Origin of the sequence: Paenibacillus sp. FSL W8-0919 (assembly GCF_038003785.1) — a bacterium.
In the GTDB taxonomy this organism is placed as follows: Bacteria; Bacillota; Bacilli; order Paenibacillales; family Paenibacillaceae; genus Paenibacillus_AQ; species Paenibacillus_AQ lactis.
Genome location: NZ_JBBOPV010000001.1, coordinates 4,173,010 through 4,197,209 on the forward strand (window position 1 = coordinate 4,173,010; position 24,200 = coordinate 4,197,209).

Below are 24,200 nucleotides of genomic sequence, written 5' to 3' on the forward strand. Positions count from 1 at the left end.
GGATCAAACGCTTCCTTTGGAAACCGCGCTTCGTTTCAATAACGGAAGGAGGAAGAGGACGCCAACAAGGAACAGGATGGAGCTGATCGAGTAGACGGTAACCAAGGAGGAGACGCCTTTCAACATGCCGCCCAGCGACATGCCGATGACCATCATGCCCATGAACATCGGGGTGAGAATGCCGCCTACCCGGCCGATAAAGGAGCTGTCGGTATTTTTCAGGATCAGCGTATTGATGCCGATGTGGATGCAAGGGTAGAAAAAACCGTTCACGGCTTGAAGCAGCAGCGTTAGCGGGATATGGGTAGAAAAGCCGATACCGATTGTTCCGATGGCGCTGACGGCAAGTCCAGCGGCCAGTAGAGTTTGAGGGGAAACCTTCTTCGCCAACCACATGACGAATCCACCGCCAACGAGCATAGCCGCACCGTTCGCCGTCAGCAGCCATTGAAGAAACGCTTTGTCCTTCCCCAGATTCTCGATCGTGACGAACAGCAATAAGGGCTGGATCAGGCCTGCCGCCAGCCCGGCGACGGTAAACGTAGCGCCAAGAGAGCGCAAGGCGGGCCGTTTCCAGACATACTGAAACCCTTCCGTCAACTCTCGTTTAAAATCAGGCTTATGAGATGGCCGGGCATTCTTCTCGTCTCTTGGCAGACGGGATAGGAACAGTGCGGATCCGCTGAATAACACGCCCGTAACGACCAGCGATATTTCGATGCCGTACCGCTGGTAGACGAAAGCTCCGGCGATCGGGCCGATGACCATAAAGAAAGCCACCAACGATTGAAACATCGCCATCAACGATTGAAGCTGCTCCTCCGGCACATGACGTTTAAACAGCTTCATCGTGGAAGGCTGCGAGAATTGGGAGACGACCGCTGAGAAGAAGGTTAGTCCGAGCAAAGCCTGCCATGATCCGAGGTGAACGGCGGCCAATACGAGAAATACGGAAAGGGCGGACAGCATATCAGCCCCCAGCATCGTTCGTTTGGGCTGCCAGCGGTCGGCATACGTTCCTCCGATGATTGCAAAGAGGAAGATCGGCGCATATTCCGCAACGGATATCAGCGAGACGTACAGCGGGTCATTTTGGGTCAAATCCGTAACGTACAGCAAAATCGCAAAGTTACGGACCCAAATGCCCAGGTTGAGAAACACCCGCGACAGCAAAATGACGCGGACGTAGGGATTGTTAGACACGGAAATAGGGCTCCTTTCTAGGCTATCGAATGAATCAAGCTAAATAACGTAATCAAACAAACGAATGCGCAGAACGATGTTTAATACATAGACATAATAATAAAGTGTCTATAAAAATACAAGCTTTTATTTTTCCGTGTTTATGATGCTGCAGAGGAATAGGCGTATACTTCGGCGATATTATCGTTCGTGCAGGCTATGTGCAGGAGGTACTGGACGGCCTGCAGCTTCACGCCTAAACGTACAGATAGACGAAATAAGAGCCACTCCCTTGATGATAGGGGTGGCTCTTTGTTTTGTGCTTGTTTATAGGGCTGTGATTCCAGCGGGATCCTTGAAATAATCCATCAAGAACTCGCGAAATGTGCGGGCAGCCAGAGACAGATATTGTTTGCTATGCCAGACCAGCCGGTAATCGCGCCTGCATTTCGGTTCCGTGATCGGAATCAGCGTAAGCTTACCGTCCTGAGCGCTTTTGCATCCGTACAATGCAACCCCGATCCCCGCTCGAACCAGGCTGGCAACCGCCGGCGGCTCATCCACCCTGCATACATACTTTGGACGGATTCCCGCTTCACGAAAGTACTCGTCATACATCTTTTGAAAAATAAAATCTTCTTTATATCCAATAAACGATTCTCCGCCCAGCTCGTACAACCGGACACTCGTTTGACCCGCCAGCCGGTGCCCCGCCGGTACCGCTAAATAGATGTCTTCGCTCAGCACGGTAACCTGGGACAAAAAGGGCTGCTCCAGGGCTATTGCAGTAAAGCACATATCGGCCCGCCCGTCTTCCACCAGTTGGATCATTTCATCCGGACTGACCTGGGAGATCTTGAAGTTCACGTCGGGATATCGTCCAATAAATCGGCTGAGCGGATCGGACAGCAGGTCGAGCGTAGAGGTTGCCAAGTGGATGCTTCCATGCTCGAGACCGGCCAGCTCCATTACTTCCTTCTGACCTTCCTCAAGCAGCCGCAGCGCGCGATCCACCTTGTCCAAATATAATTTACCAAATGCATTTAACCGAATCCGTCCGCCGTAGCGATCAAAAAGAGGGACGCCGACATCGGCTTCTAGCCTTGCAATCGTCTTGCTAAGAGCAGGCTGAGCGATGTGCAGCTCCTGTGAGGCCCTCGTCATATGTTCCATTTTGGCTACTGTCTGAAAATAACGCAGCTGGAGCAGCTCCATCTTCATCCCCCTATATACTGAAGTATATGATCAACATGTTAGGATATATATTTCAGTTTATTCCAGAAGCCATATAAAATACAAGTGAAACAGAAGGTCATTCCTCTATTTATCGGGGATTCCATTTAAGTCAGGAGTGTTATGCATGGAGAAACGGTCAATTAAGTCACCCACGGACCGCCTCATGGTCTTAGTGGCCCTCACCCTTGCCGTTACGGTTATGAATGCAACGATGTTCAACATTGTGCTTCCAGAGATTCGGCATGAATTCAAGCTAAGCATGTCAGAGGTCAGTTGGGTGAGCACCACGTATTTGCTGGTGTTTGCGGTCGGCAGCGTAGTGTACGGCAAACTCGCAGATGCTTGTCGGTTAAAATCCCTGATTACGTTTGGATTCATTACCTTTGCGGCGGGCTCGCTTGTCGGGATGCTGTCGTTATCCTATGGCATGGTCATTGCCGGACGGATGCTGCAAGCCGCAGGCGCGGCTGTAATCCCTGCTGTATCAGGAATAATCCCTGTTCGTTATGTTCCGTCATCCACGAGGGGGAGAGCCCTGGGGATTACGATGACGGGCGGCGCTGTCGGCAGCGCCGCAGGCCCGGCGTTGGCAGCCCTGCTGTCGAGCGTTGTGCATTGGCGGCTATTGTTCCTGCTGCCTGTGCTGACCCTGCTGTTATTGCCGCTTTACTACAAATATTTACAGGATGATCAGCAAGGCCGCAAGGTAAGGATGGATTGGCTTGGAGGAGGATTGCTTGCCGGGACGATTGCCATGCTGCTGCTGTTCGTAACGTCGGTGGCACCATGGACATTCATTGGCTTCGTTTTGCTTATGTCGGCTCTGCTCCTGAGAATAACGAGTTCTGAAGAACCTTTTATCAGTCCCCGGCTTTTTTCGAATAGGCGTTATGCGCTGGGCCTGGGTATTGTCTTTATGACAACCGGCATCGGCTACTCGCTATCATTTCTGACACCGACCCTGCTGTTCGAATTGCATGGGATGGGAGACGGCAGGTCCGGTTGGGTGCTGGTACCCGCTGCTGTCCTCGCAGCGCTCTTAAGCAAGTCGGGAGGGCGAGCGGCGGATCACAAGGGCAACAGCTTTCTTTTCTTCTTAGCCTCGACGCTATACATGATCTGCTTCTTGATGATGTCTTCTTTTTCAATGGGTGCGCAGATTCTCATCGCCTTATTCCTAATCTTTGGCACTGTAGGCCAGGCGTTTATGGCGATTTCGCTTACCAAAACCATATCGCTGGCCCTTCCGAAGGATCAAAGCGGTGTTGGCCTGGGGTTGATGTCGATGCTGAATTTTGTTTCAGGAGCTGTTTTTGCCAGCCTGTACGGAAGAATGGTGGACCAAGGGATCGGTTCCGCCTGGAACCCTTTGATTGGAGAGAAAAGCGCTGAAGCCAATACCTTCAGCAACATTTATTTGCTGCTGGCCATGCTGATGATGGCGGTCGTCATGATCTATGCAGCAGCGTTCATACGGCGGTCGAAGAAGCTTCACGATGCTTCCTCAACAGGGTGAAAGTCCAGGTGCGGAAAGGGCGAAGGAAGTTATATCTGTCAAAATTAATTTCGTATAAAGGAGAGGTTGTATATGAAAGCCATGGCTGTATCCACTTTCGGTCCTTCGGAAGTCTTAACCCTGATGGAAATGGAGAACCCCTCCGCAGGTCCCGGCACCGTGCGAGTTCGGGTGAAAGCTGCCGGCGTGATGCCCTTTGATTGCCGTGTACGGGAAGGAACGATATCCTATGTCCGTAATAAACCGCTGCCCATCATTCCGGGGAATGAGTTTGCCGGGGTCATTGATCAGGTAGGCGAGGGGGTTGAGGGGTTCGAGGCCGGTATGGAGGTGCTAGGCTTCTCCCTATTCAACAGCTATGCGGAGTATATCGTAGTCAGTGCGGACCAAATCGTAACGAAGCCGCCGTATATGCCGTGGGATATTGCAGGAGGTTTATCCGGCAACGGCCAAGGAGCGCATATGGCCCTGAAGGCGATCTGCATCGGGCATGGCGATACCGTGATCATCCATGGCGCGGCAGGGGGATTCGGCACATGGGCCTGCCAGCTGGCTAAGCGCTGGGGGGCCAAGGTCGTCATCGGTACGGCTAGCGAAGCAAACCATGACTATTTGCGTTCACTCGGCGTCATCCCCGTCCATTACGGGGAAGGACTTGTGGAACGGGTACGCGCGATTGCACCCCAGGGCGTAGATGCTGCACTTGATGCCGCAGGAGCCGAGGCGCTTAGGGCTTCGGTAGAGCTTGTTCCGGACAAGAAACGGATACGAACGATGGTAGCGAGCGAGACCGCCGACGAGCTTGGCGTACCTGCGCTGGAAGGCATGCGAAGCGCAGCCAGGCTCCAAGAGCTGACCGATCTGTATGAGGAAGGGGCCGTTCGGATCCATCTCCGACAAACCTATCCGCTAGCATTGGCGCAGGAGGCGCATCGCCTGGTAGAGACCGGCCACGGACGAGGAAAAGTGGTATTAACTTTATAAGCCAAGCTGAGACTTTTACGAATGGAAGCCGCGATGATCGCGGCTTTTTCATGTCTTAAGCCAGTCACTGCCGGAACTGATACCAGACCCAGGCTTCATCATGTATATTAATAGCAGAGCGTATTCATTAGAATTATATGAAAGCGCTATCCATAGTTTATAAAATCTCAGAATTTATAGGATATTAGGAGGAATCCGCATGAAAGTGCTGATTGCAGATGATGACGTTTACACGAGGGAAGGGCTTGTGGAGTCCATTGACTGGGAGGATTATGGCGTCAGCGAGGTTCTTCAGGTGGAGGATGGGGCTGAAGCGCTTCGGAAGGCGACCATTCATCGACCGGAAATTGTTATTACGGATATCCGAATGCCCAAGCTGAACGGCATTGAATTCGCGGAACGGTTGGTTGCAGCCTGTCCGGACAGCAAGGTGCTCTTTATAAGCGGCTATATGGACGTCGCTTACTTAAAAAGCGCGATCCGCCTCGCAGCCGTAGACTATGTCGAGAAACCGATCAAGCTGCCTGAGATGGAGGAGGCCATCCGGAAAACGATCCGGTTCATTCAGCAAGAACGAGAACGGCATGTTCTGCTGGATCAAAAGCTTGAACTGGAGCGAACGAAACTGGCCAATGTCTTGCGTACGCAGTCGCTTGGCGGGGATGAAATTAGGCGGATATGCGATGCGGCAAGGTTTCCGGCGGATGTGAGCTATGTATGCTTGGTCGTATCACGATGGGATCAAGAGGGCCAAGGATGGGCGATAACGAGTCCGAATGACAATGACTGGGGAACCTATGCTCCAGCTGTCTTAACGGAACAGCTTGATCAGAACCGGCAGCTGATGATCGTTCCGCTACGTAGCCCGAATGAGCGCGGAGCTGTCCTTCATGCGGCAGAACGCTTATGCGGGAGCGGGAGGGAGATTCGGATCGGTGTCGGCTCTGTCGTTTCGCATCTCGATGAAGTGCCAAGAAGCTTCCATGAATCTGAGATTGCCCTGGAGCTTATCTTCTTTCGGCACCGGACCAGCATCATCGTATACGATAAGTCCTCGTGGATTCCTTATATGATCAAGGGCGACATCTATTTGGAATTCTATCACTATTTGAAGCAGAGCCCGAATGAACTGACCGGGTGGATGGAATCCTTTTGCGACCGGCTGATGAATGGCGGATATATGCCCAGAACGAGGGTTATGTCATGGATCCTCTCCTTTGCACACGCGATGCTAAGCGAAAGAGGCGGAGTGCTGCTGACAACCGGTAAAGTGTATCAATTCCAAGAGATCGAGAACCATTTGAATGCCTGCCGGTCCATGCAGGAAGTCAAGCAGTTTATCCTTAGCATCTGTCATGCCTACCAAAAAGAAGCGGAAGAAGTTTCTCCCTATTCGCACGTTGTCCGTACCGTGTTGTGCTATATATCCAGACATTGCAGCAACTCGGATCTGGATATTCGAGAGATTGCCGATCATGTCCATCTGTCCGCTGCTCATCTCGGCATACTCTTTAAACAAGAGACGGGGACTACGATGAAGCAGTATTTGAACGATTACCGCTTGGAGCTGGCGAAGCGGCTCGTTGCGGGGGAGCACTTCAAAATGGCCGATATAGCTCGAATGTGCGGTTATGCGAGTCCGGGCTATTTTACCAAAGTATTTAAAACGTCCACCGGCTTGACGCCGGTTGAATATCGAAAGAAGCGCTGCGGATGAAGCTGGGGGCGTGGCTTGGCAATTTATCGCTGCAGAAGAAGCTGATGATCCTGTTTGCGCTTGCCGGTATCCTTCCGCTTGTAATCACGTTTTTCGCTACCTATGGGCAGCTCCGAGATTCCGTGATCAGCCGGCAGAGCTATGCCGCGAATCAGAGCTTCGAACAAACCCTTTCCTTGTTGTCGAGTAAGTTCTCTCATATTGAGGAAGTATCGTCGATGATTATGATTGATGAGCAGATGAATGCCGTCTTCTCTCAGGATCCGGATTACATGCAGGTATGGGAGCAGCTGTCCGCCTTCGAGCGGATTACGGACTACACGCGGATCTTGCAGACGAATTCGGAGATGAACGGCATCGTCTATTACATTGATGACGGCTTTGTCGTTACAGGTCCCCGGGCGGCTATGTACCGGCCAATCGGGAGAGTAGAAGACCTTCCATGGGCACAGAAGATCATGGCAGCCAAAGGGGATGCGGTGTGGGTCCTGGCAGAGGATGAGGCTTCGCCTTCAAAGACGCAGCTGATCCTTGGCAGAGTGCTGTGGGATGTCAACGATTATTCGACGCCGGTAGGCATTGTTACGATTCGGGTGGAGCTGGGCCAGCTTCAATCCTACGTCATGAACACGGCCGTAGAGCAGCTGATATACGTGGAGACCGAGGACGGAGAAGTCGTGATCAGCAACGGGCAAGATGAGCTGGAGCATCGGCAGCAGTTGTTTACGAAACAAGTGACACGGGAGCGGTTCGAGCCCGTCGCAACGGATAACAAGAAGTATCTGGTTAGGGATTCAAGAATCGGATCGACGAATCTGTTTCTGCATTCCGTCATTTCAGCCGATTTGGCCGCTCAAGCGGTCAATCAGGTTCGCAATCAAGTGCTTATCGTGTACGGGGCCGTATGCCTGGCTCTACTGGTATGCATCATGCCGGTAACCAAATCCATTACGCGGCGGATTTTCTTGCTAATGAACAAGATGAGCCAGGTCCGGCAAGGTAGGCTGAGCACCTTGGATATCGCGACCCAAGAGGATGAAATCGGGCATTTGGTCTCGAGCTACAATTATATGATCAACAGCGTCAAGGAGCTGATGGATACGCAATACCGCCTCGGACAGGAGATTAAAGGCGCGGAGCTCAGAGCTTTGCAATCCCAGATCAATCCGCATTTTCTGTATAATACGCTGGATATGATCGTGTGGATGGCGCAGAAGGATGAGAAGAAGAACATTCAGCATGTGGTGTATGCGCTGTCCGATTACTATAAGCTGATTCTGAACAAGGGCGAGGACTTCGTTACGGTGAAGGATGAACTGCGGCTGTGCGAAATGTATGCGGCCATTCAGCAGAAGCGGTTCAAGGGAAAGATCCGATTTGCCATTGAGGTGGAGCAGTCCGCTGAAGCGTGCCTGCTGCCGAAGATTACGCTGCAGCCGCTCGTTGAGAATGCGATCGTGCACGGGATCTTGGAAAAGCCTGAGGGAGAGGGGCAAATCATTATCCGAGGCAGCACCCGGGATGGCAGATTGCAGTTGACGGTAAGCGATGACGGACCGGGGATCGGAACGGCGGATACGCGCACCTCGAAGCATCGCGGCAGCGGATATGGACTGAACAATATTCGGAAACGATTGGAATATTACTTTAACGAGCCGAATGGGATTGATTTGCGCTCGCTCCAAGGAGCGGGGACAACCGTGTATATCGACGTTCCGGCCATAATGAAGGGTACGGAAGAACCGGATTCATAACGTACAGGATGGATTATGGCAGCAGAATACTTCGCTGTCATTACGGAGGGGAAATGCATTGAAATCAATACGGATCAGAAGTTTGCCTGCGGCCTGTTTCATCGTTTTCGCGACCGTTTTCGCCGTTGTCTTAACGTCTTGCTGGAATGATGGACCCGGCACGGGAGCGGTCGATCAGACGGTGGATACGGTGGATATGATAACAACACCTGGTGGAACACCGGTTGTGGAGTTGAGGGCCATTACCATGGGCCGTCCGCCGGCCAATGGGATGGATAATTTCTATAAGCAGCTCGATGCTCTAACGATCCGGGATCTTGGAGCGACTATTCGTTTCGATTACATTCCCTGGGGAGATGAAATGAATCAGATCAGCAAAGCGATTGCATCCAAAGAATATGACCTTTACGTGGGAGGGGCATGGTCCGATTTTACAACCTTTGCCTTGAAAAATGCGTTTGCCGACCTGGCGCCCTTGCTCGGACAAGTCCCTGATCTGGTCGACCATTACAAGGGCTCGCTGGACAGCGTCATGATCAACGGCGGCCTTTATGGCATTCCGCAGTACAACAAGCCGGGCGGGGGAGGCGAAGGCATGTTGTACCGGGAGGATTTGCGCAAAGCTTGGGGACTGTCGGAAATAAAAGATCTGGATACGGCAGAACAGTATCTTTACCGGGCCAAAGAGGAATATCCGGAGACCCCGATGATTAATGATAAACGCTTCGCGGATAATATCTGGACCCTGACGGCAGGCTCCAAGTATATCGAGCTGGTAAAGGGCTATGCGGTTGTCTCGGTCGAAGATCCTTACACAGCCGTCAGCATATATGATACACCGGAGTACAAGCAGGTTCTGCAGCGGGCCCGGAAATGGTATGAGGATGGCATCGTCAGCCGCGACATCCTTGCCGCTCAGGGTAATGCAACCAGCGAAACGCTGGAATGGATGAAAGCCGACGAGAAGCCGCTTGAATTCAACAATCATTTCGGAGCCGTCAGCAGCGGTTACATAGGGGTGCTGAAAGAGCTGCATCCGGATTATGAATACGGCTGGTTCGATTATTTTCTTGACCATACGCCAGCCTATTTGCCGTTTATGGCCCCGGATAGTACGACGATGATCTCGGTGGGTGCGCACTCCGAGCATGTGGAGCTTGCACTGAAGCTGATCGAGAAAGCCCATACGGACCGAACGTATTACAATTTGCTGATGTATGGTGTCGAAGGTGAGAACTACAAGCTCGACGGCGGTCTTGTGAGCTATGAGGGCATTAAAGCAGAAAACAAAAAGCCCGGTTGGACGGGACTGCATGATGGCTACATGAGCCTTCCGGAGAAATATCCCGATGAATGGCAGGCCATCAGTACGTATTTACAAAAGGAAGGCCTCAAGCGGGCTGAAGCGAACGGCCTGAGCCCGCTCGCAGGCTTCGTCCTGAACCCGCAGAAAGTCACGGCGGAGATGGCAGCCATGGAGAAGGTGAAATCCCGTTATATCGTGCCTTTAGCGGTCGGGATGACGAGCGATATCGAATCGGATTTGGTGAATGCCGTACAGCAGCTGGATCAAGCCGGCTTCAGAACGTTTATGGCCGAGCTGCAGGATCAGCTTGACGCGTTCGCAGCAACGAGCAAGTAACACGGGATCCAGAAATCTAATAGCTTTGAGATTTCTTGAATGTTTCAGGGGAAACCCCCTCTAATCGTTTGAAAACCGTGCAAAAATAGCTGGTGTGCTCAAATCCGGCCATGCCGGCAATCTTTTGGATTTTAAGATGCGGCTCCAAGACCATAAGCTCTTTGCTTAATTGAATGCGCTCCCGATTTACGTATTCCATCGGTCTTAAATTGAAAGCTTTTTTGAACAGCAAGCACAAATATTGCGGGGTGACGCCAGCTTGTTCCGCCAAGAGATCGAGCGTTAGCGGATGCTGACAATATTCCTTAATGTATCGAATGACAGGCTGCAGCCGCTCGAAATGCTGATGCCGGGTATGCTGCTTGGCCTGGATTTGCATGGGGATATCCAGGAGCAGAGCGTAAAGCAGCTTGGAGCATTCCACGCTGGCATGGCTGTCGTTTGAGCCGGCACTCTCAATGATGCTTGAAAAAACCGCCTGCATCTTATCCGGGTCCAACATCGTATACACGCCCGACTTCGTAATTCCGGCTTGGGCGAGAAGCGGCCCGCATAGACTGCCCTCCAGGGAAATGAACATCAGTTTCCATGGCTCCTGGAGTGAGTGATAGCGGTGCGGAACATCCGGGAACAGGCAGATCGCCTGCCCCGCTTTGGCGGAATAAACGCTGTCGTCTGTATAGAGAGCTCCTTCACCCGACAAGATCATGAGCCACTGGTAGGATGCGAAGCCGTCAGGTCTATGAACGGGCTCCTGGTGGTTCCATTGTCCCGCTGACGTAAGATACACGGGAAGACGTCTGTCCGATTCACTCAGATGGCAGAAATGGATAATATCCATAGAAGTCTGCACCTCGGTTTCAAATATTTAAATCATGCTGAATATCGTTTAATGGAAAAAAGAAAATTCATCACTCTATAATGTGAATATAATTATAACAGAAATGGAGTGAACGGAATTTGGGAAAGACGAAGTGGATCTACAGCCCGCCAGCGAACGGTTATCCCGAATGGAATAATAACCCTGAAATTTTTCAATTGAACCGTATGGATGCCCATGCCACGCTCATTACATATGACACTTTGGAGGAAGCTATCGAAGGTAGGTTCGAGGATTCCCGAAACTATTTGAGTTTAAACGGCTCATGGCAATTCGCTTGGGCGGAAAATCCGGAGAAGCGGATCAAGGATTTCTACAAACGAGATTATGATGCGTCGAACTGGAAAGAGATTACCGTCCCCGGGCATTGGCAGCTTCAAGGCTATGATTACCCACAATATACGAACGTCCGTTATCCCTGGGTCGAGCAGGAGATTTTGAAACCGCCTTACGCGCCGACGAAATATAATCCCGTCGGTTCCTATATAAAAACGTTCGCAGTTCCGGACGACTGGAGCGGCCAACCTGTTTTTATCAGCTTTCAAGGCGTTGAATCGGCATTTTATGTTTGGCTGAACGGAGAGATGGTTGGATACAGCGAGGATTCCTTTACGCCCGCTGAATTTGATCTTACCCCTTACCTGGTGCAGGGCGAGAATAAGCTCGCCGTCGAGGTATACCGCTGGAGTGATGCCAGCTGGCTGGAGGATCAGGATTTCTGGAGAATGAGCGGCATATTCAGGGATGTGTACCTTTACACGGCGTCAGATGCCCATATTTACGATTTTAAAGCGCTCCCTGAGCTGGATGACGATTATAAGAATGCTTCTCTGAATGTTGCCGTGCGAATCAACAATTATAGCGAACAGCATCAAGGGGAATTGGCGCTGGAAATGCAGCTGTTTGACGAGCATCGGCAGCCGGTGTGGAGCAATGCCGTATCGGAAGGCTTCACGCTCGGCACCGACAAGGCGCAGACGATCACTTTGCCTGGCCAGGTCGATTCTCCAAAGCTATGGAGCGCGGAATATCCGAATTTGTATACGTTGGTCGTTTGTTTGAAAAATGAACGAAACGAGCCCGTTCAATACGTAAGCTGCAAAGTAGGCTTTCGCCGGTTTGAGATTCAAGACGGGCTGATGAAGATTAACGGACAGACGGTGGAATTCAAGGGCGTCAACCGCCATGAATTTTCTCCGCTGAAGGGCCGCGCGATCGGCGTCGAAGAGATGCTGACGGATATCAAGCTGATGAAAGAACATAACATCAATGCGGTCCGGACCTCCCATTATCCGAACCATCCGAAATGGTACGATCTTTGCGATGAGTACGGCTTATACGTCATTGACGAGGTGAATCTTGAAACCCACGGAACTTGGCGCTACGGACAGAAAGATGAAGAGGATACGATCCCCGGAAGCAAGCCGGAATGGCTAGGCAACGTGCTGGACCGCTCCAAGTCGATGTATGAACGGGATAAAAATCATCCGTCGATCGTGATCTGGTCGCTAGGCAACGAATCGTTCGGCGGAGACAATTTCCTTCATATGTACCGTTACTTCAAAGATAATGACCCGTCCCGCATCGTGCACTACGAGGGCGTGTTCCACGATCGCCGGTCGGATGCGGCATCTGATATCGAAAGCCATATGTATACGAAGCTCGATTATATTGAGAGCTATGCCCGAAACAACCCGCCCAAACCGTTCATCCTGTGCGAGTACAGCCATGCTATGGGCAACTCCTGCGGCGGGTTAAGCGCCTACTGGGAGCTGTTCGACCGGTATCCGGTGCTTCAGGGAGGGTTTATCTGGGATTGGATCGATCAATCCATTCTTACCCGCAACCAAGACGGCGAGGAGTACTTGGCTTATGGCGGAGATTTCGGCGAATCGCCGCATGACGGCACCTTCTGCGGCAATGGCCTCATCTTTGCGGATCGAACCGTGTCGCCGAAGATCGCTGAAGTGAAAAAATGCTATCAAAGCGTCCGATTTGACGGAAGCAAGCTATCGGAAGGCCGCTTGAGCATAACGAACAAGTATCTGTTTACGGATCTTTCGGAATTTGATTTTGTATGGAATCTTATGCGTAACGGCGATCCAGTCGCGGAAGGCGAACGCGTGATTCCTTGCGCGCCGGGCGACGTCATCCAGGTTGACGTCACGGACATCCTGAAGCATACGGAAGCTGGATCGGCCGGTGATGAATTTATCGCAACCTTCGGATTTCAGTTGAAAGAAGGCACGACATGGGCTGAACGAGGGCATGAGGTTGCCTTCGGACAGTTTGTGCTTCCGGCCGTTCAGAAGACTCGAGTGAACCCGATTCCTGCCGGGAAGCCGGTACAGCTGGACGTGAAACAGGATCAGGTTACCGTAAAAGGGGAGGAGTTTGCGGTTGTTTTTGATAAAATCACGGGGGAACTGGTTTCTTACGCAGCCGCAGGCGTAGAGCTTATCGCTGTGCCGCTCCGTCCGAACTTCTGGCGGGCCATGGTGGATAATGACCGCGGGAACAATCTGGAGGAGCGCAGCGGAATATGGCGCGCAGCCAGCATGGAGCGGAGGCTGCTCGAGTTCTCCTATCGTGCAGCTCCGGCTTCGGCAGATGTCAGGGTTCGCTATGCATTGCCGACCGTACCGGAGTCCAGCTGTACCTTGGAATACAGCATTCAAGGCGACGGAACGATGGATGTGCGGATGCGGCTCACACCCGGCGAGGGCTTGCCGGAAATCCCGGAAGTCGGCTTGCTGTTTGCAATGGAAGGCTCGTTCGATCTAATCAAGTGGTACGGAAAGGGCCCGTTTGAGAATTATTCCGACCGGAACAGCGGAACGAAGATCGGTAAATATGAAGGGCTCGTCAAAGATCAATGGGTTCCATATTTGCGGCCGCAGGAATGCGGAAACAAGACGGAAGTTCGATGGGCATCGGTGGAGAACAAAGCCGGAACGGGCTTCTTGTTCGAAGGTAACACCAGGTTTGAATTTAATGCGCTGCCGTATACGCCGTCCGAAATCGAGGCGAGCGATCATGCCTATAAGCTGCCGGCTTCCGACAAAACCGTTATCCGGCTCATGGTGAAGCAAATGGGCGTCGGCGGTGACGACAGCTGGGGAGCAAAGCCTCATCCGGAGCATATCCTGTACGCGAACCGGGAATACAGCCTGGCACTAACATTAAAAGCGTTCGGAAAGTAATTTGAAGTTTTAAAAAGGAACGACCGAAGAACCACCGAGCCATAAAAATAAGAAGCGACCGTTTCCCGCTTAGGAGAAACGGTCGTTTCCTTATTGGATGGTGGGAGTGGAGACAAGAGAAGAGCTTGCCGGTTGCCCCGCTGACGTAAGGTTTCACCATGGTTGACAGACTCGTGCACGAATACTCAATTCATCGGCGATCTGCTCCACCGTCTTCGATTGTTCTTGCACATACTTTACGGTTTCACGTTTAAATGTCTCGTTATAATGTTGTCTATGGCCACTCATTTTTTGGACACCTTCTCGTCTCCTTTGTTTCATTATCGTTTTATCACTAAGGGGTGTCTACTTTCTATTCTAGCTGCAAAAAGGGACTAGTACGAGCGAACCGGAGCTCCAAAGGCGCAGCAAGTCCCCAAAAGGGACTTGTATCGTTAACGTTACTTTCAACATCCATATCCGAGTTACTTTACGCCCTATTGACCAGTTTGGTATCGGACGCGGCTAGGGGATGACCGAAGGACTGCTTATCCTTCCACATCCCCTAATCTTCGCTCTTAACTTGTTCATCTTCTCTAATAGAGATATAATGGACGAGGGTATTTGTTGAATACCGGCTACAGATTCAATGATGAAAGAGAGCGGAAAAGTATGGGCCGTAAATGGAATAATATTAAAGAGAAAAAAGCATCCAAGGATGCGAATACAAGTCGCGTGTATGCGAAGTTCGGCGTTGAAATTTATGTCGCCGCGAAGAAGGGTGAGCCGGATCCGGAATCCAACCGTGCACTGAAGGTCGTTCTGGAGCGTGCCAAAACATATAACGTGCCGAAAGCCATCATTGACCGTGCGCTGGAGAAAGCCAAAGGCAGCGGCGATGAGAACTATGAGGAGCTTCGTTACGAAGGCTTCGGGCCGAATGGCTCCATGATCATTGTCGATGCGCTGACGAACAATGTGAATCGTACAGCTTCCGCTGTACGCGCAGCGTTCAATAAAAACGGCGGCAATATGGGTGTCAGCGGATCGGTTACGTATATGTTCGATGAAACAGCCGTATTCGGCGTAGAAGGCAAAACTTCCGAGGAGGTTATGGATCTTCTACTCGAGGCGGACCTGGATGTCCGTGACATTATCGAAGAGGATCAGGCGGTTATCGTTTATGCAGAGCCGGATCAATTCCATGCGGTTCAGGAAGCGTTCAAGAATGCAGGGGTAACCGAGTTTACGGTCGCCGAGCTGACGATGCTGGCGCAAAACTTCGTCACCTTGCCGGAAGATGGCTTAGCCCAGTTCGAGAAGCTGATCGATGCGTTGGAAGACCTCGAAGACGTCCAGCAGGTATATCACAACGTGGAATTTGAGGAATAGGATACAAGAATCCTTTAAACTCAGTGTTTAGATGCTCTTACTGCTGATTCAAACATGGGTAAATATCCGAATTTCACCGTTTTTCTCAATCAGCGATGGTATACATTTTGTTGATTGATGAAATTTATGATGATGTACGTTTTTCCAGAAGTGCTCGCTATTTTAACTCACTTTTTGTATGACTATACAAGGAGTGAGTTTTTTATGTTATTAGAGGATGTTTACAAAGAGTTTCTATTTGATTTGGAGATCAAGAATTATAGTATCAGAACTATAAAAGGATACAGAAATAATAACAGAGCCTTCTTAAATTTTTTAATTAATGAATATGACGTGACGGAAGTGGAAGAAGTTAATACTTCCCATATCAAAGCCTATCTTAGGAACTTAAAAGACAAAGGTTTATCTGAAACCTACATCAATGGGATACAAAAAAACATTCGTTCGTTTTTCCGTTTCAATGTTGAAGAAGGATATATTGCTGAAAAAAGAAATCCTGTTCTTGGTTTGAAGTGGATGAAGGAACCAAAGGTTCTGATTCAGACTTTCAATGATGAAGAAGTGAAGAGAATGCTTAACGTTTTTAAAGGGGATTACTATTTAAGTTTACGTAATAAGCTAATTCTGATGTTCTTTGTGGACTTAGGAATCAGAAATTTGGAATTATGTACTCTTAGTTCTCTTGATGTAAGAGATAGTGTTATAAAGATACATGGAAAAGGGAATAAGGAAAGACATTTATACATTTCACCTCTTTTGAAAAAGTACATTATCAAATACGAGAGAGTAAAAGAGGCATATTTTAAAGATAAAATTATGACTGATTCGAATTTTTTCTTATCTCAAAATGGTAAAACTCTTACAGTTGTTGCAATTGAGGTAATAGTCAAAAAAGCTGGAGCGGAGGCTAAGGTTCGAGAACATATTCGTTGCAGTCCCCATACACTTAGACATTACTATGCTCAAAAACAATTAAGATTAGGATTGGATGTTTACAGTCTTAGTAGATTATTAGGACATGAGTCGACTGTTATCACTAATCGTTATCTACAGTCAATTCAAGATGAGCAGATACTTGAGTTGGCAAAGACAACCAGCCCGTTAATGAACTTATAGAGTTTGCATTATATTTTCATTGAAATAATTGAATGTTTAAGAAGAGAATCAATTAAAATTTTCGTTACAAAATGGAGGCGCTATGATAGCGATGGTTATTGAGTAGCGTGTGAAAGATAGAGAAGTTCCAAAACATCCAAATTAGATACGAAAGTCCCATTTTTTGGTTTTATATTGGAATAAACAGTTAAATACTCCTATTGTATGTTTGTCTCAAAAATTGTAAATTGATGTACATACTAACAACTGGAGGTTTCAAATGAAGAAAATAGCAGTCACTTTGACATCTGTACTTTTAGCTTTCTCTATCGGCGGAAGTGCAATATCTTTTGCAGATGCAGGAAATGAGCAACTCCCGACACAAGAGCAGATTCAACAAGCTGAGGAAACGCAAAAAATAACAGACCAAATTTACGAGAATGCTTATAAAAAAGCAGAAGAAGAGATTGAGAAAGAAAAAACGAGAAAAAGCATTAGTTTGAATATAGACAATGCAGTCATAGATGAAAAGGCAATTTATGATAAGTATCGGGAAGCAGCTAAAGAGGAGAACAAAAAGTTTCTTTTAGAGAATGGATGGAGCGAAGTATCGGAAACTGAAAATGTTGTTACTCCGCTCTCAACTCCTTCTCAGTTGGCAATGACGGACGAAACTATCTTGTATAACTCCAGTACAAAACAATATCAATTTTCAGGAGAGTTTAACTTCACGGACCTCACTGGATGGGATAATTATGCTGATACTTACGATGTTTTAGCCATTAGAAGCAATAATCAGATTGGCATAGTGAAATCATACGCAACTACTACTAAAGTTGAAGCGCGTTATTGTGGTAGCGTTACTGCGGCAAATAGGATATCATATAAAGAGAGTCAATCTGGCTACGATAACAATGGAGTTCCTATTGCCAATTCTAAAGTAACTAAGCAAAAAGAAACTGCGAATGGAGTTATCTGGACAATTGATGATACTAATGCTTACTCATCTAGTATTCCTTGGTCTTGTGGAAGTGCTGCAGACAAGTCGATATTAATTAGAAGTTATGATACGGATCATGGTAGAGCAACGCTATACTTTACTAAAATAGGCTCAGCTTCTACAAACAAAGTTTTTCTCGACTTCGAACACAACTGGAAAACTCATAAACTTGATGCTTCTGCAACAATCTCAGGAACAGGTTTAAAAGATACTCAACTTACTGTCACATATAAATCGGTTAATAATCGTTACCCTCGTACTAGCACAGGCAGAGCATATTAAAAGGAATCGGGCGTCTATATATGCGCCTTTTCATCAAGGAGATTGACATCAAATGAAAATTCAACTTAAATTCACTTTACTGGTGTGTCTGTTAATCTCGATCCTTTCTGGTTGCACAAAAGCACCAGATAGCCCTGCTCTAGAGAATCAGTTAAAAAGTGTACTAGAGAAAGCAAGTATTAGCTTTGACAAAATATTGCATTACGAAGTAGTAGATAATGGAATTGTTGTTTTTTACACTCATGATGACAGTCTTAATGAGAGCTATATTGAATATAACTCAGGGAAATGGAAATTGGTTAATAGTAGTGGAAGTGCCTCTTTAGTTGATAAAGATATTCCAATTTCTTACGTTTGGGACTATTCAGAAACAGTACCGTTTAGGATTGTTTATGGATCAATTAATCAAGGAGATATAGAACAGATTAAGGTAAATGGAGAAGTAACAAATAAAATTACCTTAAGTGATGGTCTAACTTTCTGGTACCTCATATTAGAAGAACCCTACTCTGCGGACAGTAAACTCGAGGCCTTTTCAGCTAATGGTGATCTAATATACGAAAAAAAGTAAAAAGTTTAATCTCTAAAATTTACCACCTCCTTATCGTTTAGCAAAACGCTATAATTCGATAAGGAGGCGTTTTTATGTTTATTGAACCGATGTTACTCGCAACAGCAAAAACCCCGTTCTCGGACTTGCACTATATATTCGAACCTAAAATCGATGGTCACCGCTTGATCTACTCGCAGCAGAACGGTACCGTTCGCCTATACACTCGAAATAACAACGATTGTACGCGTCAATATCCCGAAATAAACGGCTCAATTAATGCTCTGTTTCCACATGACATAGTTTTGGACGGCGAAGTTGCATGCGTTGATCCAGCAAAGGCATCTCCGAATTCGAATCCGTTATGACGCGCTTCCAGGCGAACAAGGCGGATAAAATCGTTGCATTAACTGCAACTCTACCATCCACTTTCGTCATATTTGACGTATGGGGCCTATTACTCTTGATTCTGATGAACGATAATCACTTCGGCAGCCGTAATTGGCGGCAGCGATTTCGTCATTACCGGCGAATGATAAGCCGTAATTTTGGTACCAGGTGCAAGCTCTGCATCCGGGTCAAGTCCCGCAATAATCTGTGTATCCTTCGAAATGTTCAGGATCACGTCATTGTCGGTGGAGGAATCCGATCCCACATTGATATAGAGCTGTTCCTTTGAGTTGCGCTCCGACTCGGCGATGGTTCCTTCAATCTTCGGAGCTTTCGTATCGGATACAACGATCTTGTCGGCATGGGTCCGGGCAGGATAAATCAGCGTCATCACCTGGGAGTACAATGCCTCAATGCGCACGCCTTCCTTCAAAACGTCACGGCTGAGCGCAGCCCCGTTCTTGTCTACAATCTCTGTCTTTTCATCCACCGTTAAGATGACGTAGTTGACGCCGCCGGTCTCAAGAGCCTGACCAATGACGGTGATTTTGCCATCTGTCGTGTCGGTTATGATACCGGTCGTTCCCGCAGGCTGGTCAAGATCAGGCAGTTCTGCAGCTTCGGTGTTAACCAGGATATAGTTGGTTGTCGATTGCGGAGGAAGACTCATGGCAACGGCCGGGCCATAGAAAGACTTCACCTGCATGCCGGCTTTAAGCTCGCTTTCCTCCAGCGTATTTCCGTTCTGGTCAATGATTTTAGCTTTCGGATCCAGATGGAGCAATATGGTCTCCTCATCGGATGTGTAGAGGTTGCGTCCTTCCACAAGAATACCGGCCTTGCTGATTTCAGAGATTGTACCGTCAATCGCGGCGAAGTCTCTGTCCAGCGCGATGATGGTCAATGCTTGACCTTGTGCGGGCAGGCTCTTGGTGATATTCGGGCTGTAAAATGCTTTGATTGCTTTGTTCTTGTCGACGATCGACTGCAGCTGTACTTTATTGCCTTTGGCATCGATGATCTTCGTATCTTGGTTCACCGACAAACGGATCTCGCTCTGATCGGTAGGCCCGAGCCCGCGTCCGGTTACGGTAATCCATTTTTCATTGCTGTCATTTACATAATCGGTGATATAACCCATCGTTCCGGGCACAACCTTCACTTGCTGCTGTAAGTTTCCTTGACCGGAAGTTATCGGGGCGGGAGACACTGCTTGCGCATTAACAACCGGCATGGCTGCCATCGCAAGAAGTGTTGTCGTTGCTAGTACTTTGTAAATTTTGTTCATTACGGGTCTCCTCCATTATTATGTAGATTGTCCTAACGCGATAGGAAGTAACCAGGCACGATTTTCTTGGTAAAATGTGCTGGATTCATAGTCATAGACGGCAAATAAATGCAAAGGTTGCAGTCCGCTAAAAAAACGGAAAACGAAATTCCTCATCTTTTTGTTTATGTGATTAGGACGGCCTCATGCCAATTGAAAAACTTCCGGTTTACAAATCGGCTTGCTGTAGGATATAAGATATCTAATTGATTATGGAGCTGTTAATGGATTATAAAGGGGGGATTCGTATGAACCTTCATGCTCTTCGAATATTTAACGACGTATCCAAAACAGGAAGCATCACGCGTTCAGCACAGAACCTGCTCTTAAGCCAGCCGGCCGTCACCGCGCAAATTCGAAACCTTGAGCGCGAACTCGGTTTGAAGCTCGTTGAGGCCAGGGGAAGGAATATCGGTCTTACCGAAGCAGGGGAGCTTCTGGCTCAGCATTCGCAGCGGTTATTCGCAATGGAAGCTGAAATCGAGGGCGTCATGGCTGCGATGAAAACAGGCCTTCTAGGAAGCTTGAAAATTTGCGCGACGGAACTTCCTGAACGTACGCTGCTGCATCGCTGGATAACCGGCTATAAGCTTGAGCATCCTGAAGTGGCGATCCAGCTTCTTAAGGGCCAAGCCCGCTCTGCATTGCAGCGCTTGCTGGATGAGCAAGTACATATTTCGATCGTTTGCGGCAATTGGCCGATTGAGGATGAAGCCGTGGATTATTTCACCATCCTCGAGGATGAGTTGATATTTGCCGTCCCGGACAGCCACCGGCTTGCCGGGAGGGAGGTTACGCTCGATGAGCTGGTGAAGGAGCCTTTTGTCATGAGAGAGGAGGGGAGCTACACGCGTGACCAGCTGCTCACGTTATTTCGATCCACCGGATACGACCAGCCCCGTTGTGCGATTCTGATCGAAGGCCTGAAAGAAACGGCAGAGGCCGTTCAATCAGGCTTCGGCATCGCGCTTCTGCCTTCGCTGTTCGTGAAGAAAGAGCTTGCTTCCGGTCAGCTTAAGCGGATTCATGTCAAAGGTGTGAAGCTGCCGCATCCAATTCGGGTGTGCACGCGCAAGCACGGGACCGAATCGCCCGTCATTCGCTCGTTCATTTCCTTTATCCAATCCGATATAAGGACGGCAGACCAGACCATCGAAGGATGAGATGCGAATAATTATGATTCATCCATTTTTTTTATGAATCCGCTTGAAATCCATATTATTCTTTTTTCATGCCATACGATACACTCGGGATAACCGGGGCGCCGACTACGAGTATGGAGGAGAGAGAATATCGATCATTCATAACAACATCAAAATACGACTTTTCGAGCGTTAGAAGGGAAACGACGCCAGTATCGAAATAAGCGAAATTACGCTACACACTATTTTTTCCTTTAGAAGGGGTGCCAAACATGAGAGATTTTATATTTGAGCATTTAGATTTCGTACGGAATCAGACATTGAATGTCATCCGGCAGGTTTCCGACGCGGAAGCCGAGATGATCCCGGAGGGCATCAACAACCATATAAAGTGGAATGCCGGGCATATTTATTACACGCTGGAATCGTTTGCTTTCGTTGTGAACGGTGAACCGGCGGAGCTGCCGGAGGCCTACCAAAAGCTGTTCCGCTCGGGGACCAAGCCAAGAGAAATTGAGGCAGCTTGGCCGTCGATGGAGGAGATCATCCAGCATCTTGAAGGTCAGGTTCGACGGATCGAGGAGCGATACGCCCATCGTTTGCAAGAAACCGTGAAATCCCCGTATACGACCTCCAAAGGCTTGAAGCTTACGACCGTGGAAGAATTTCTAAGCTTCTGTCTCTACCATGAAGGCATGCATTTTGACAAAATCAAGACGATTCTAAATAGGGTAACGTACTAAAAAAGGCAAAGCAGAAGTCCTCCAAAGGACTCTTTTGTACATATTCTACCTTAAATTAGATGAGCATGCGAAAGCGTACGAAGGGAATGATCATATTCATGTCGAATATGATGGTTATGCCAACAATGGCAGGGTGAACAAAAGGGGTTGATTCGTAGTTATTCAAGCACATCGCTTTATTCGACGAAACGCATTTGCGACTCTATTGAAGTTATTAGATCATTAAATAACTTTAATAAGGAGCGCTTTAAGATGCATATCGTGACAGAAAGATTGATCATACGGGAATTCGTTGAAGATGATTGGGATCAAGTATTGGCATACACCGCAGATCCGGTTGTGATGAAATATATCCCAGAGGGCGTATTTACTGAAGAGAAAGCCAGGCAGTTCGTGCTGCTCCATCAGGGCAAGAACGCCAAAAATTATGCGGTTACGCTTCGAGAGGGACAAGCACTGATCGGTCATATCGTATTTCACCCGTGGTTCGGCGAGCACACGTACGAGATCGGCTGGGTATTCCATCCCGGATATCAGCGTAAAGGATACGCAACGGAAGCCGCTGCTTCCACGTTGAATTACGCTTTCACCAACCTTGGGTTGCACCGGGTGGTGGCTACTTGTCAGCCGGATAACATCGCTTCTTACAGGGTGATGGAGAAGATCGGCATGCGCCGGGAAGGGCATTTTATTCAGTGCATCCCAAGGGAAGACGGTACCTGGTGGGACGAATACTATTACGCGGTGCTGAAGTCGGAGTGGGTACTCTGTTCAAGCCGGAGCAGCAAGGATGTGAAGTAGGAAGTTCCACAAGGCGTGGGGATTGAAATGCAGCATCAACTTAACGATATGGTAGAACCGGCTTGAAGCCGATAAACGATGCCAATTGAAAAAGGTCTTCGTCCTATCAGAGGATGGAGACCTTTTTTTTGTTGCGGCTTTAGCCAGTTGAGCTCGCGAAGCGTGCGAAACAAAAAACCACCCGCTATGCGGGTGGAGAGATCGAGGTTTGACCAACAAGACCATTCCGATAAAATTGAGATGTTCAGGCTCAATAATGAAAGGAATGGTCTTAGATGGCAAACAAGAGCTATAGTTTAGCTCACACGAAGTGGATGTGCAAGTACCACATTGTGTTCACCCCGAAGTATAGACGGAAAGAGATTTATAATCAAGTGAGGAAAGACTTAATCGAAATATTCAAACGATTATGTAAATACAAGGGAGTGGAGATAATCGAAGGTCACATGATGCCCGATCATGTACATATGTTGGTAGCAATTCCCCCAAAAATCTCAGTATCATCATTTATGGGATACCTGAAGGGGAAAAGCTCACTCATGATATTCGAGAAGCATGCTAGCTTGAAGTATAAATATGGTAATCGAAAATTCTGGGCGGAGGGATACTACGTCAGCACAGTGGGCTTGAATGAAGCCACCGTGGCAAAATATATCCGTGAGCAAGAAGCACATGACCAAGCAATTGATAAACTGAGTGTGAAAGAGTATGAAGACCCATTCAGCAAAAACAGTAACAAGAAGAAGTAAACCAGTTTAACTGGTAAGTGAAAGTGACAAATTACACTGAGCCTGAGCAATTTTATTGTCAGGCTAGCGTCTTTAGGCGCAGTTTGGCAACAAGGGGTTATACCCCAAGAGCAAACCACCCGTTTGACGGGTGGTTCTGATTAACCGATTCGGCGCTTGCCGAAATCCGGCTACTCTTCAACCTGTGAGGGCAGCAGCACCCTGTTCTCAATCGGGGACGACATGACGATCAATGTCGTGGAATCGCCGAATTGTCCTGTTTGGTTAATGAACGCTTCGAGTGCCCGCATCGAGTCGCAGACCACTTTTATAAGATAATTATGTTGACCGCTGATACGATGGCATTCGACAACCTCGTTCGATTGCTCGCAGAAAGCAATGAAATTCTCGCAATGCTTCGTATGGAACAGTAAATACGCCATACAGTGCTTGTTCAGCTTCTCAGTCGACACGACGGCCCGATATCCGATAATGACGTCCTGCTCTTCCAGCTTGCGGACCCTCTCGGTTACGGCCGGCTGAGACAGCCCGATGAGCTTGCCTAGCTCCGTCATGGAAAGCCGTGCATGATTTTGCAGCAATTCGAGGATTTGGACATCCGTTCGATCCACATGCGCACCTCCTTAGAAAATAAAG

The 24,200-nt window shown here is 48.5% G+C and carries 20 protein-coding genes; 15 read left to right on the forward strand and 5 right to left on the reverse strand.

Going from position 1 to position 24,200, the window contains the following annotated elements:
- Nucleotides 1–3: 3 nt before the first annotated feature.
- Nucleotides 4–1,203, reverse strand: coding sequence for an MFS transporter (locus tag NST44_RS18955; RefSeq protein WP_340900383.1), 1,200 nt, complete (start codon nucleotides 1,201–1,203; stop codon nucleotides 4–6).
- Between the two features lie 306 nt (nucleotides 1,204–1,509).
- Nucleotides 1,510–2,397, reverse strand: a complete 888-nt coding sequence (locus tag NST44_RS18960) for a LysR substrate-binding domain-containing protein (RefSeq protein WP_144865957.1) — start codon at nucleotides 2,395–2,397, stop codon at nucleotides 1,510–1,512.
- Between the two features lie 145 nt (nucleotides 2,398–2,542).
- Between NST44_RS18960 and NST44_RS18965 the strand changes: the two genes are divergently transcribed.
- The 5 genes from NST44_RS18965 to NST44_RS18985 all read left to right on the forward strand — a co-directional run bounded on the left by NST44_RS18965 (nucleotide 2,543) and on the right by NST44_RS18985 (nucleotide 10,031).
- The gene (locus NST44_RS18965) at nucleotides 2,543–3,934 is read left to right on the forward strand and encodes an MFS transporter (RefSeq protein ID WP_340900384.1); all 1,392 of its coding nucleotides are present in this window, start codon (nucleotides 2,543–2,545) and stop codon (nucleotides 3,932–3,934) included.
- Nucleotides 3,935–4,006: 72 nt separating this feature from the next.
- Entirely contained in the window at nucleotides 4,007–4,918 is a 912-nt protein-coding gene (locus NST44_RS18970; RefSeq protein ID WP_340900385.1) for an NADP-dependent oxidoreductase, read from the forward strand.
- 199 nt (nucleotides 4,919–5,117) lie between these two features.
- Nucleotides 5,118–6,635: a response regulator gene (locus NST44_RS18975; RefSeq protein ID WP_340900386.1), complete on the forward strand. Its 1,518-nt coding sequence runs from the start codon at nucleotides 5,118–5,120 to the stop codon at nucleotides 6,633–6,635.
- A complete protein-coding gene (locus NST44_RS18980) occupies nucleotides 6,632–8,389 on the forward strand; it encodes a cache domain-containing sensor histidine kinase (RefSeq protein ID WP_028406553.1) in 1,758 nt (585 codons plus the stop codon). Before NST44_RS18975 ends, NST44_RS18980 begins: the two co-directional genes overlap by 4 nt.
- 58 nt (nucleotides 8,390–8,447) lie before the next feature.
- Nucleotides 8,448–10,031, forward strand: a complete 1,584-nt coding sequence (locus tag NST44_RS18985) for an extracellular solute-binding protein (RefSeq protein ID WP_144865942.1) — start codon at nucleotides 8,448–8,450, stop codon at nucleotides 10,029–10,031.
- Between the two features lie 16 nt (nucleotides 10,032–10,047).
- On the opposite strand, the gene NST44_RS18990 is transcribed toward NST44_RS18985, so the two are convergent.
- Nucleotides 10,048–10,872: an AraC family transcriptional regulator gene (locus tag NST44_RS18990; RefSeq protein WP_340900387.1), complete on the reverse strand. Its 825-nt coding sequence runs from the start codon at nucleotides 10,870–10,872 to the stop codon at nucleotides 10,048–10,050.
- 119 nt (nucleotides 10,873–10,991) lie between these two features.
- Between NST44_RS18990 and NST44_RS18995 the strand changes: the two genes are divergently transcribed.
- From NST44_RS18995 to NST44_RS19020, 6 genes are all read left to right on the forward strand, one after another.
- Entirely contained in the window at nucleotides 10,992–14,114 is a 3,123-nt protein-coding gene (locus tag NST44_RS18995) for a glycoside hydrolase family 2 TIM barrel-domain containing protein (protein ID WP_340900388.1), read from the forward strand.
- A gap of 651 nt (nucleotides 14,115–14,765) precedes the next feature.
- A complete protein-coding gene (locus tag NST44_RS19000; RefSeq protein WP_040738722.1) occupies nucleotides 14,766–15,485 on the forward strand; it encodes a YebC/PmpR family DNA-binding transcriptional regulator in 720 nt (239 codons plus the stop codon).
- 204 nt (nucleotides 15,486–15,689) lie between these two features.
- Nucleotides 15,690–16,601: a tyrosine-type recombinase/integrase gene (locus NST44_RS19005; protein ID WP_007130129.1), complete on the forward strand. Its 912-nt coding sequence runs from the start codon at nucleotides 15,690–15,692 to the stop codon at nucleotides 16,599–16,601.
- Nucleotides 16,602–16,860: 259 nt separating this feature from the next.
- Nucleotides 16,861–17,862 (forward strand): hypothetical protein, encoded by a 1,002-nt coding sequence (locus NST44_RS19010; protein ID WP_007130128.1) that lies wholly within the window; start codon nucleotides 16,861–16,863, stop codon nucleotides 17,860–17,862.
- A 52-nt stretch (nucleotides 17,863–17,914) separates the two neighbouring features.
- Nucleotides 17,915–18,433: a hypothetical protein gene (locus NST44_RS19015; protein ID WP_210095190.1), complete on the forward strand. Its 519-nt coding sequence runs from the start codon at nucleotides 17,915–17,917 to the stop codon at nucleotides 18,431–18,433.
- A 74-nt stretch (nucleotides 18,434–18,507) separates the two neighbouring features.
- Nucleotides 18,508–18,780 (forward strand): ATP-dependent DNA ligase, encoded by a 273-nt coding sequence (locus tag NST44_RS19020; protein ID WP_007130126.1) that lies wholly within the window; start codon nucleotides 18,508–18,510, stop codon nucleotides 18,778–18,780.
- A gap of 89 nt (nucleotides 18,781–18,869) precedes the next feature.
- On the opposite strand, the gene NST44_RS19025 is transcribed toward NST44_RS19020, so the two are convergent.
- A complete protein-coding gene (locus tag NST44_RS19025) occupies nucleotides 18,870–20,090 on the reverse strand; it encodes a hypothetical protein (RefSeq protein ID WP_007130125.1) in 1,221 nt (406 codons plus the stop codon).
- Between the two features lie 287 nt (nucleotides 20,091–20,377).
- Here NST44_RS19025 and NST44_RS19030 point away from each other — a divergent pair, with 287 nt between their 5' ends.
- From NST44_RS19030 to tnpA, 4 genes are all read left to right on the forward strand, one after another.
- Nucleotides 20,378–21,292: a LysR family transcriptional regulator gene (locus tag NST44_RS19030; RefSeq protein WP_040738675.1), complete on the forward strand. Its 915-nt coding sequence runs from the start codon at nucleotides 20,378–20,380 to the stop codon at nucleotides 21,290–21,292.
- Nucleotides 21,293–21,543: 251 nt separating this feature from the next.
- The gene (locus tag NST44_RS19035) at nucleotides 21,544–22,014 is read left to right on the forward strand and encodes a DinB family protein (protein WP_007130123.1); all 471 of its coding nucleotides are present in this window, start codon (nucleotides 21,544–21,546) and stop codon (nucleotides 22,012–22,014) included.
- A 252-nt stretch (nucleotides 22,015–22,266) separates the two neighbouring features.
- Nucleotides 22,267–22,815 (forward strand): GNAT family N-acetyltransferase, encoded by a 549-nt coding sequence (locus NST44_RS19040; protein WP_007130122.1) that lies wholly within the window; start codon nucleotides 22,267–22,269, stop codon nucleotides 22,813–22,815.
- A 275-nt stretch (nucleotides 22,816–23,090) separates the two neighbouring features.
- Nucleotides 23,091–23,564, forward strand: a complete 474-nt coding sequence (gene tnpA / locus NST44_RS19045; protein WP_007127619.1) for an IS200/IS605 family transposase — start codon at nucleotides 23,091–23,093, stop codon at nucleotides 23,562–23,564.
- Between the two features lie 170 nt (nucleotides 23,565–23,734).
- Here tnpA and NST44_RS19050 read toward each other — a convergent pair whose 3' ends face one another.
- Complete coding sequence (locus tag NST44_RS19050) at nucleotides 23,735–24,175, reverse strand: Lrp/AsnC family transcriptional regulator (RefSeq protein ID WP_007130121.1); 441 nt, start codon at nucleotides 24,173–24,175, stop codon at nucleotides 23,735–23,737.
- Nucleotides 24,176–24,200 lie beyond the last annotated feature (25 nt).

Coding starts and splice junctions, on each gene's coding strand:
- NST44_RS18960 (WP_144865957.1), bottom strand. CDS start 2,397: ATGGAGCTGCTCCAGCTGCGTTATTTTCAGACAGTAGCCAAAATGGAA.
- NST44_RS18965 (WP_340900384.1), top strand. CDS start 2,543: ATGGAGAAACGGTCAATTAAGTCACCCACGGACCGCCTCATGGTCTTA.
- NST44_RS18970 (WP_340900385.1), top strand. CDS start 4,007: ATGAAAGCCATGGCTGTATCCACTTTCGGTCCTTCGGAAGTCTTAACC.
- NST44_RS18975 (WP_340900386.1), top strand. CDS start 5,118: ATGAAAGTGCTGATTGCAGATGATGACGTTTACACGAGGGAAGGGCTT.
- NST44_RS18980 (WP_028406553.1), top strand. CDS start 6,632: ATGAAGCTGGGGGCGTGGCTTGGCAATTTATCGCTGCAGAAGAAGCTG.
- NST44_RS18990 (WP_340900387.1), bottom strand. CDS start 10,872: ATGGATATTATCCATTTCTGCCATCTGAGTGAATCGGACAGACGTCTT.
- NST44_RS19000 (WP_040738722.1), top strand. CDS start 14,766: ATGGGCCGTAAATGGAATAATATTAAAGAGAAAAAAGCATCCAAGGAT.
- NST44_RS19005 (WP_007130129.1), top strand. CDS start 15,690: ATGTTATTAGAGGATGTTTACAAAGAGTTTCTATTTGATTTGGAGATC.
- NST44_RS19010 (WP_007130128.1), top strand. CDS start 16,861: ATGAAGAAAATAGCAGTCACTTTGACATCTGTACTTTTAGCTTTCTCT.
- NST44_RS19015 (WP_210095190.1), top strand. CDS start 17,915: ATGAAAATTCAACTTAAATTCACTTTACTGGTGTGTCTGTTAATCTCG.
- NST44_RS19020 (WP_007130126.1), top strand. CDS start 18,508: ATGTTTATTGAACCGATGTTACTCGCAACAGCAAAAACCCCGTTCTCG.
- NST44_RS19025 (WP_007130125.1), bottom strand. CDS start 20,090: ATGAACAAAATTTACAAAGTACTAGCAACGACAACACTTCTTGCGATG.
- NST44_RS19030 (WP_040738675.1), top strand. CDS start 20,378: ATGAACCTTCATGCTCTTCGAATATTTAACGACGTATCCAAAACAGGA.
- NST44_RS19035 (WP_007130123.1), top strand. CDS start 21,544: ATGAGAGATTTTATATTTGAGCATTTAGATTTCGTACGGAATCAGACA.
- NST44_RS19040 (WP_007130122.1), top strand. CDS start 22,267: ATGCATATCGTGACAGAAAGATTGATCATACGGGAATTCGTTGAAGAT.
- tnpA (WP_007127619.1), top strand. CDS start 23,091: ATGGCAAACAAGAGCTATAGTTTAGCTCACACGAAGTGGATGTGCAAG.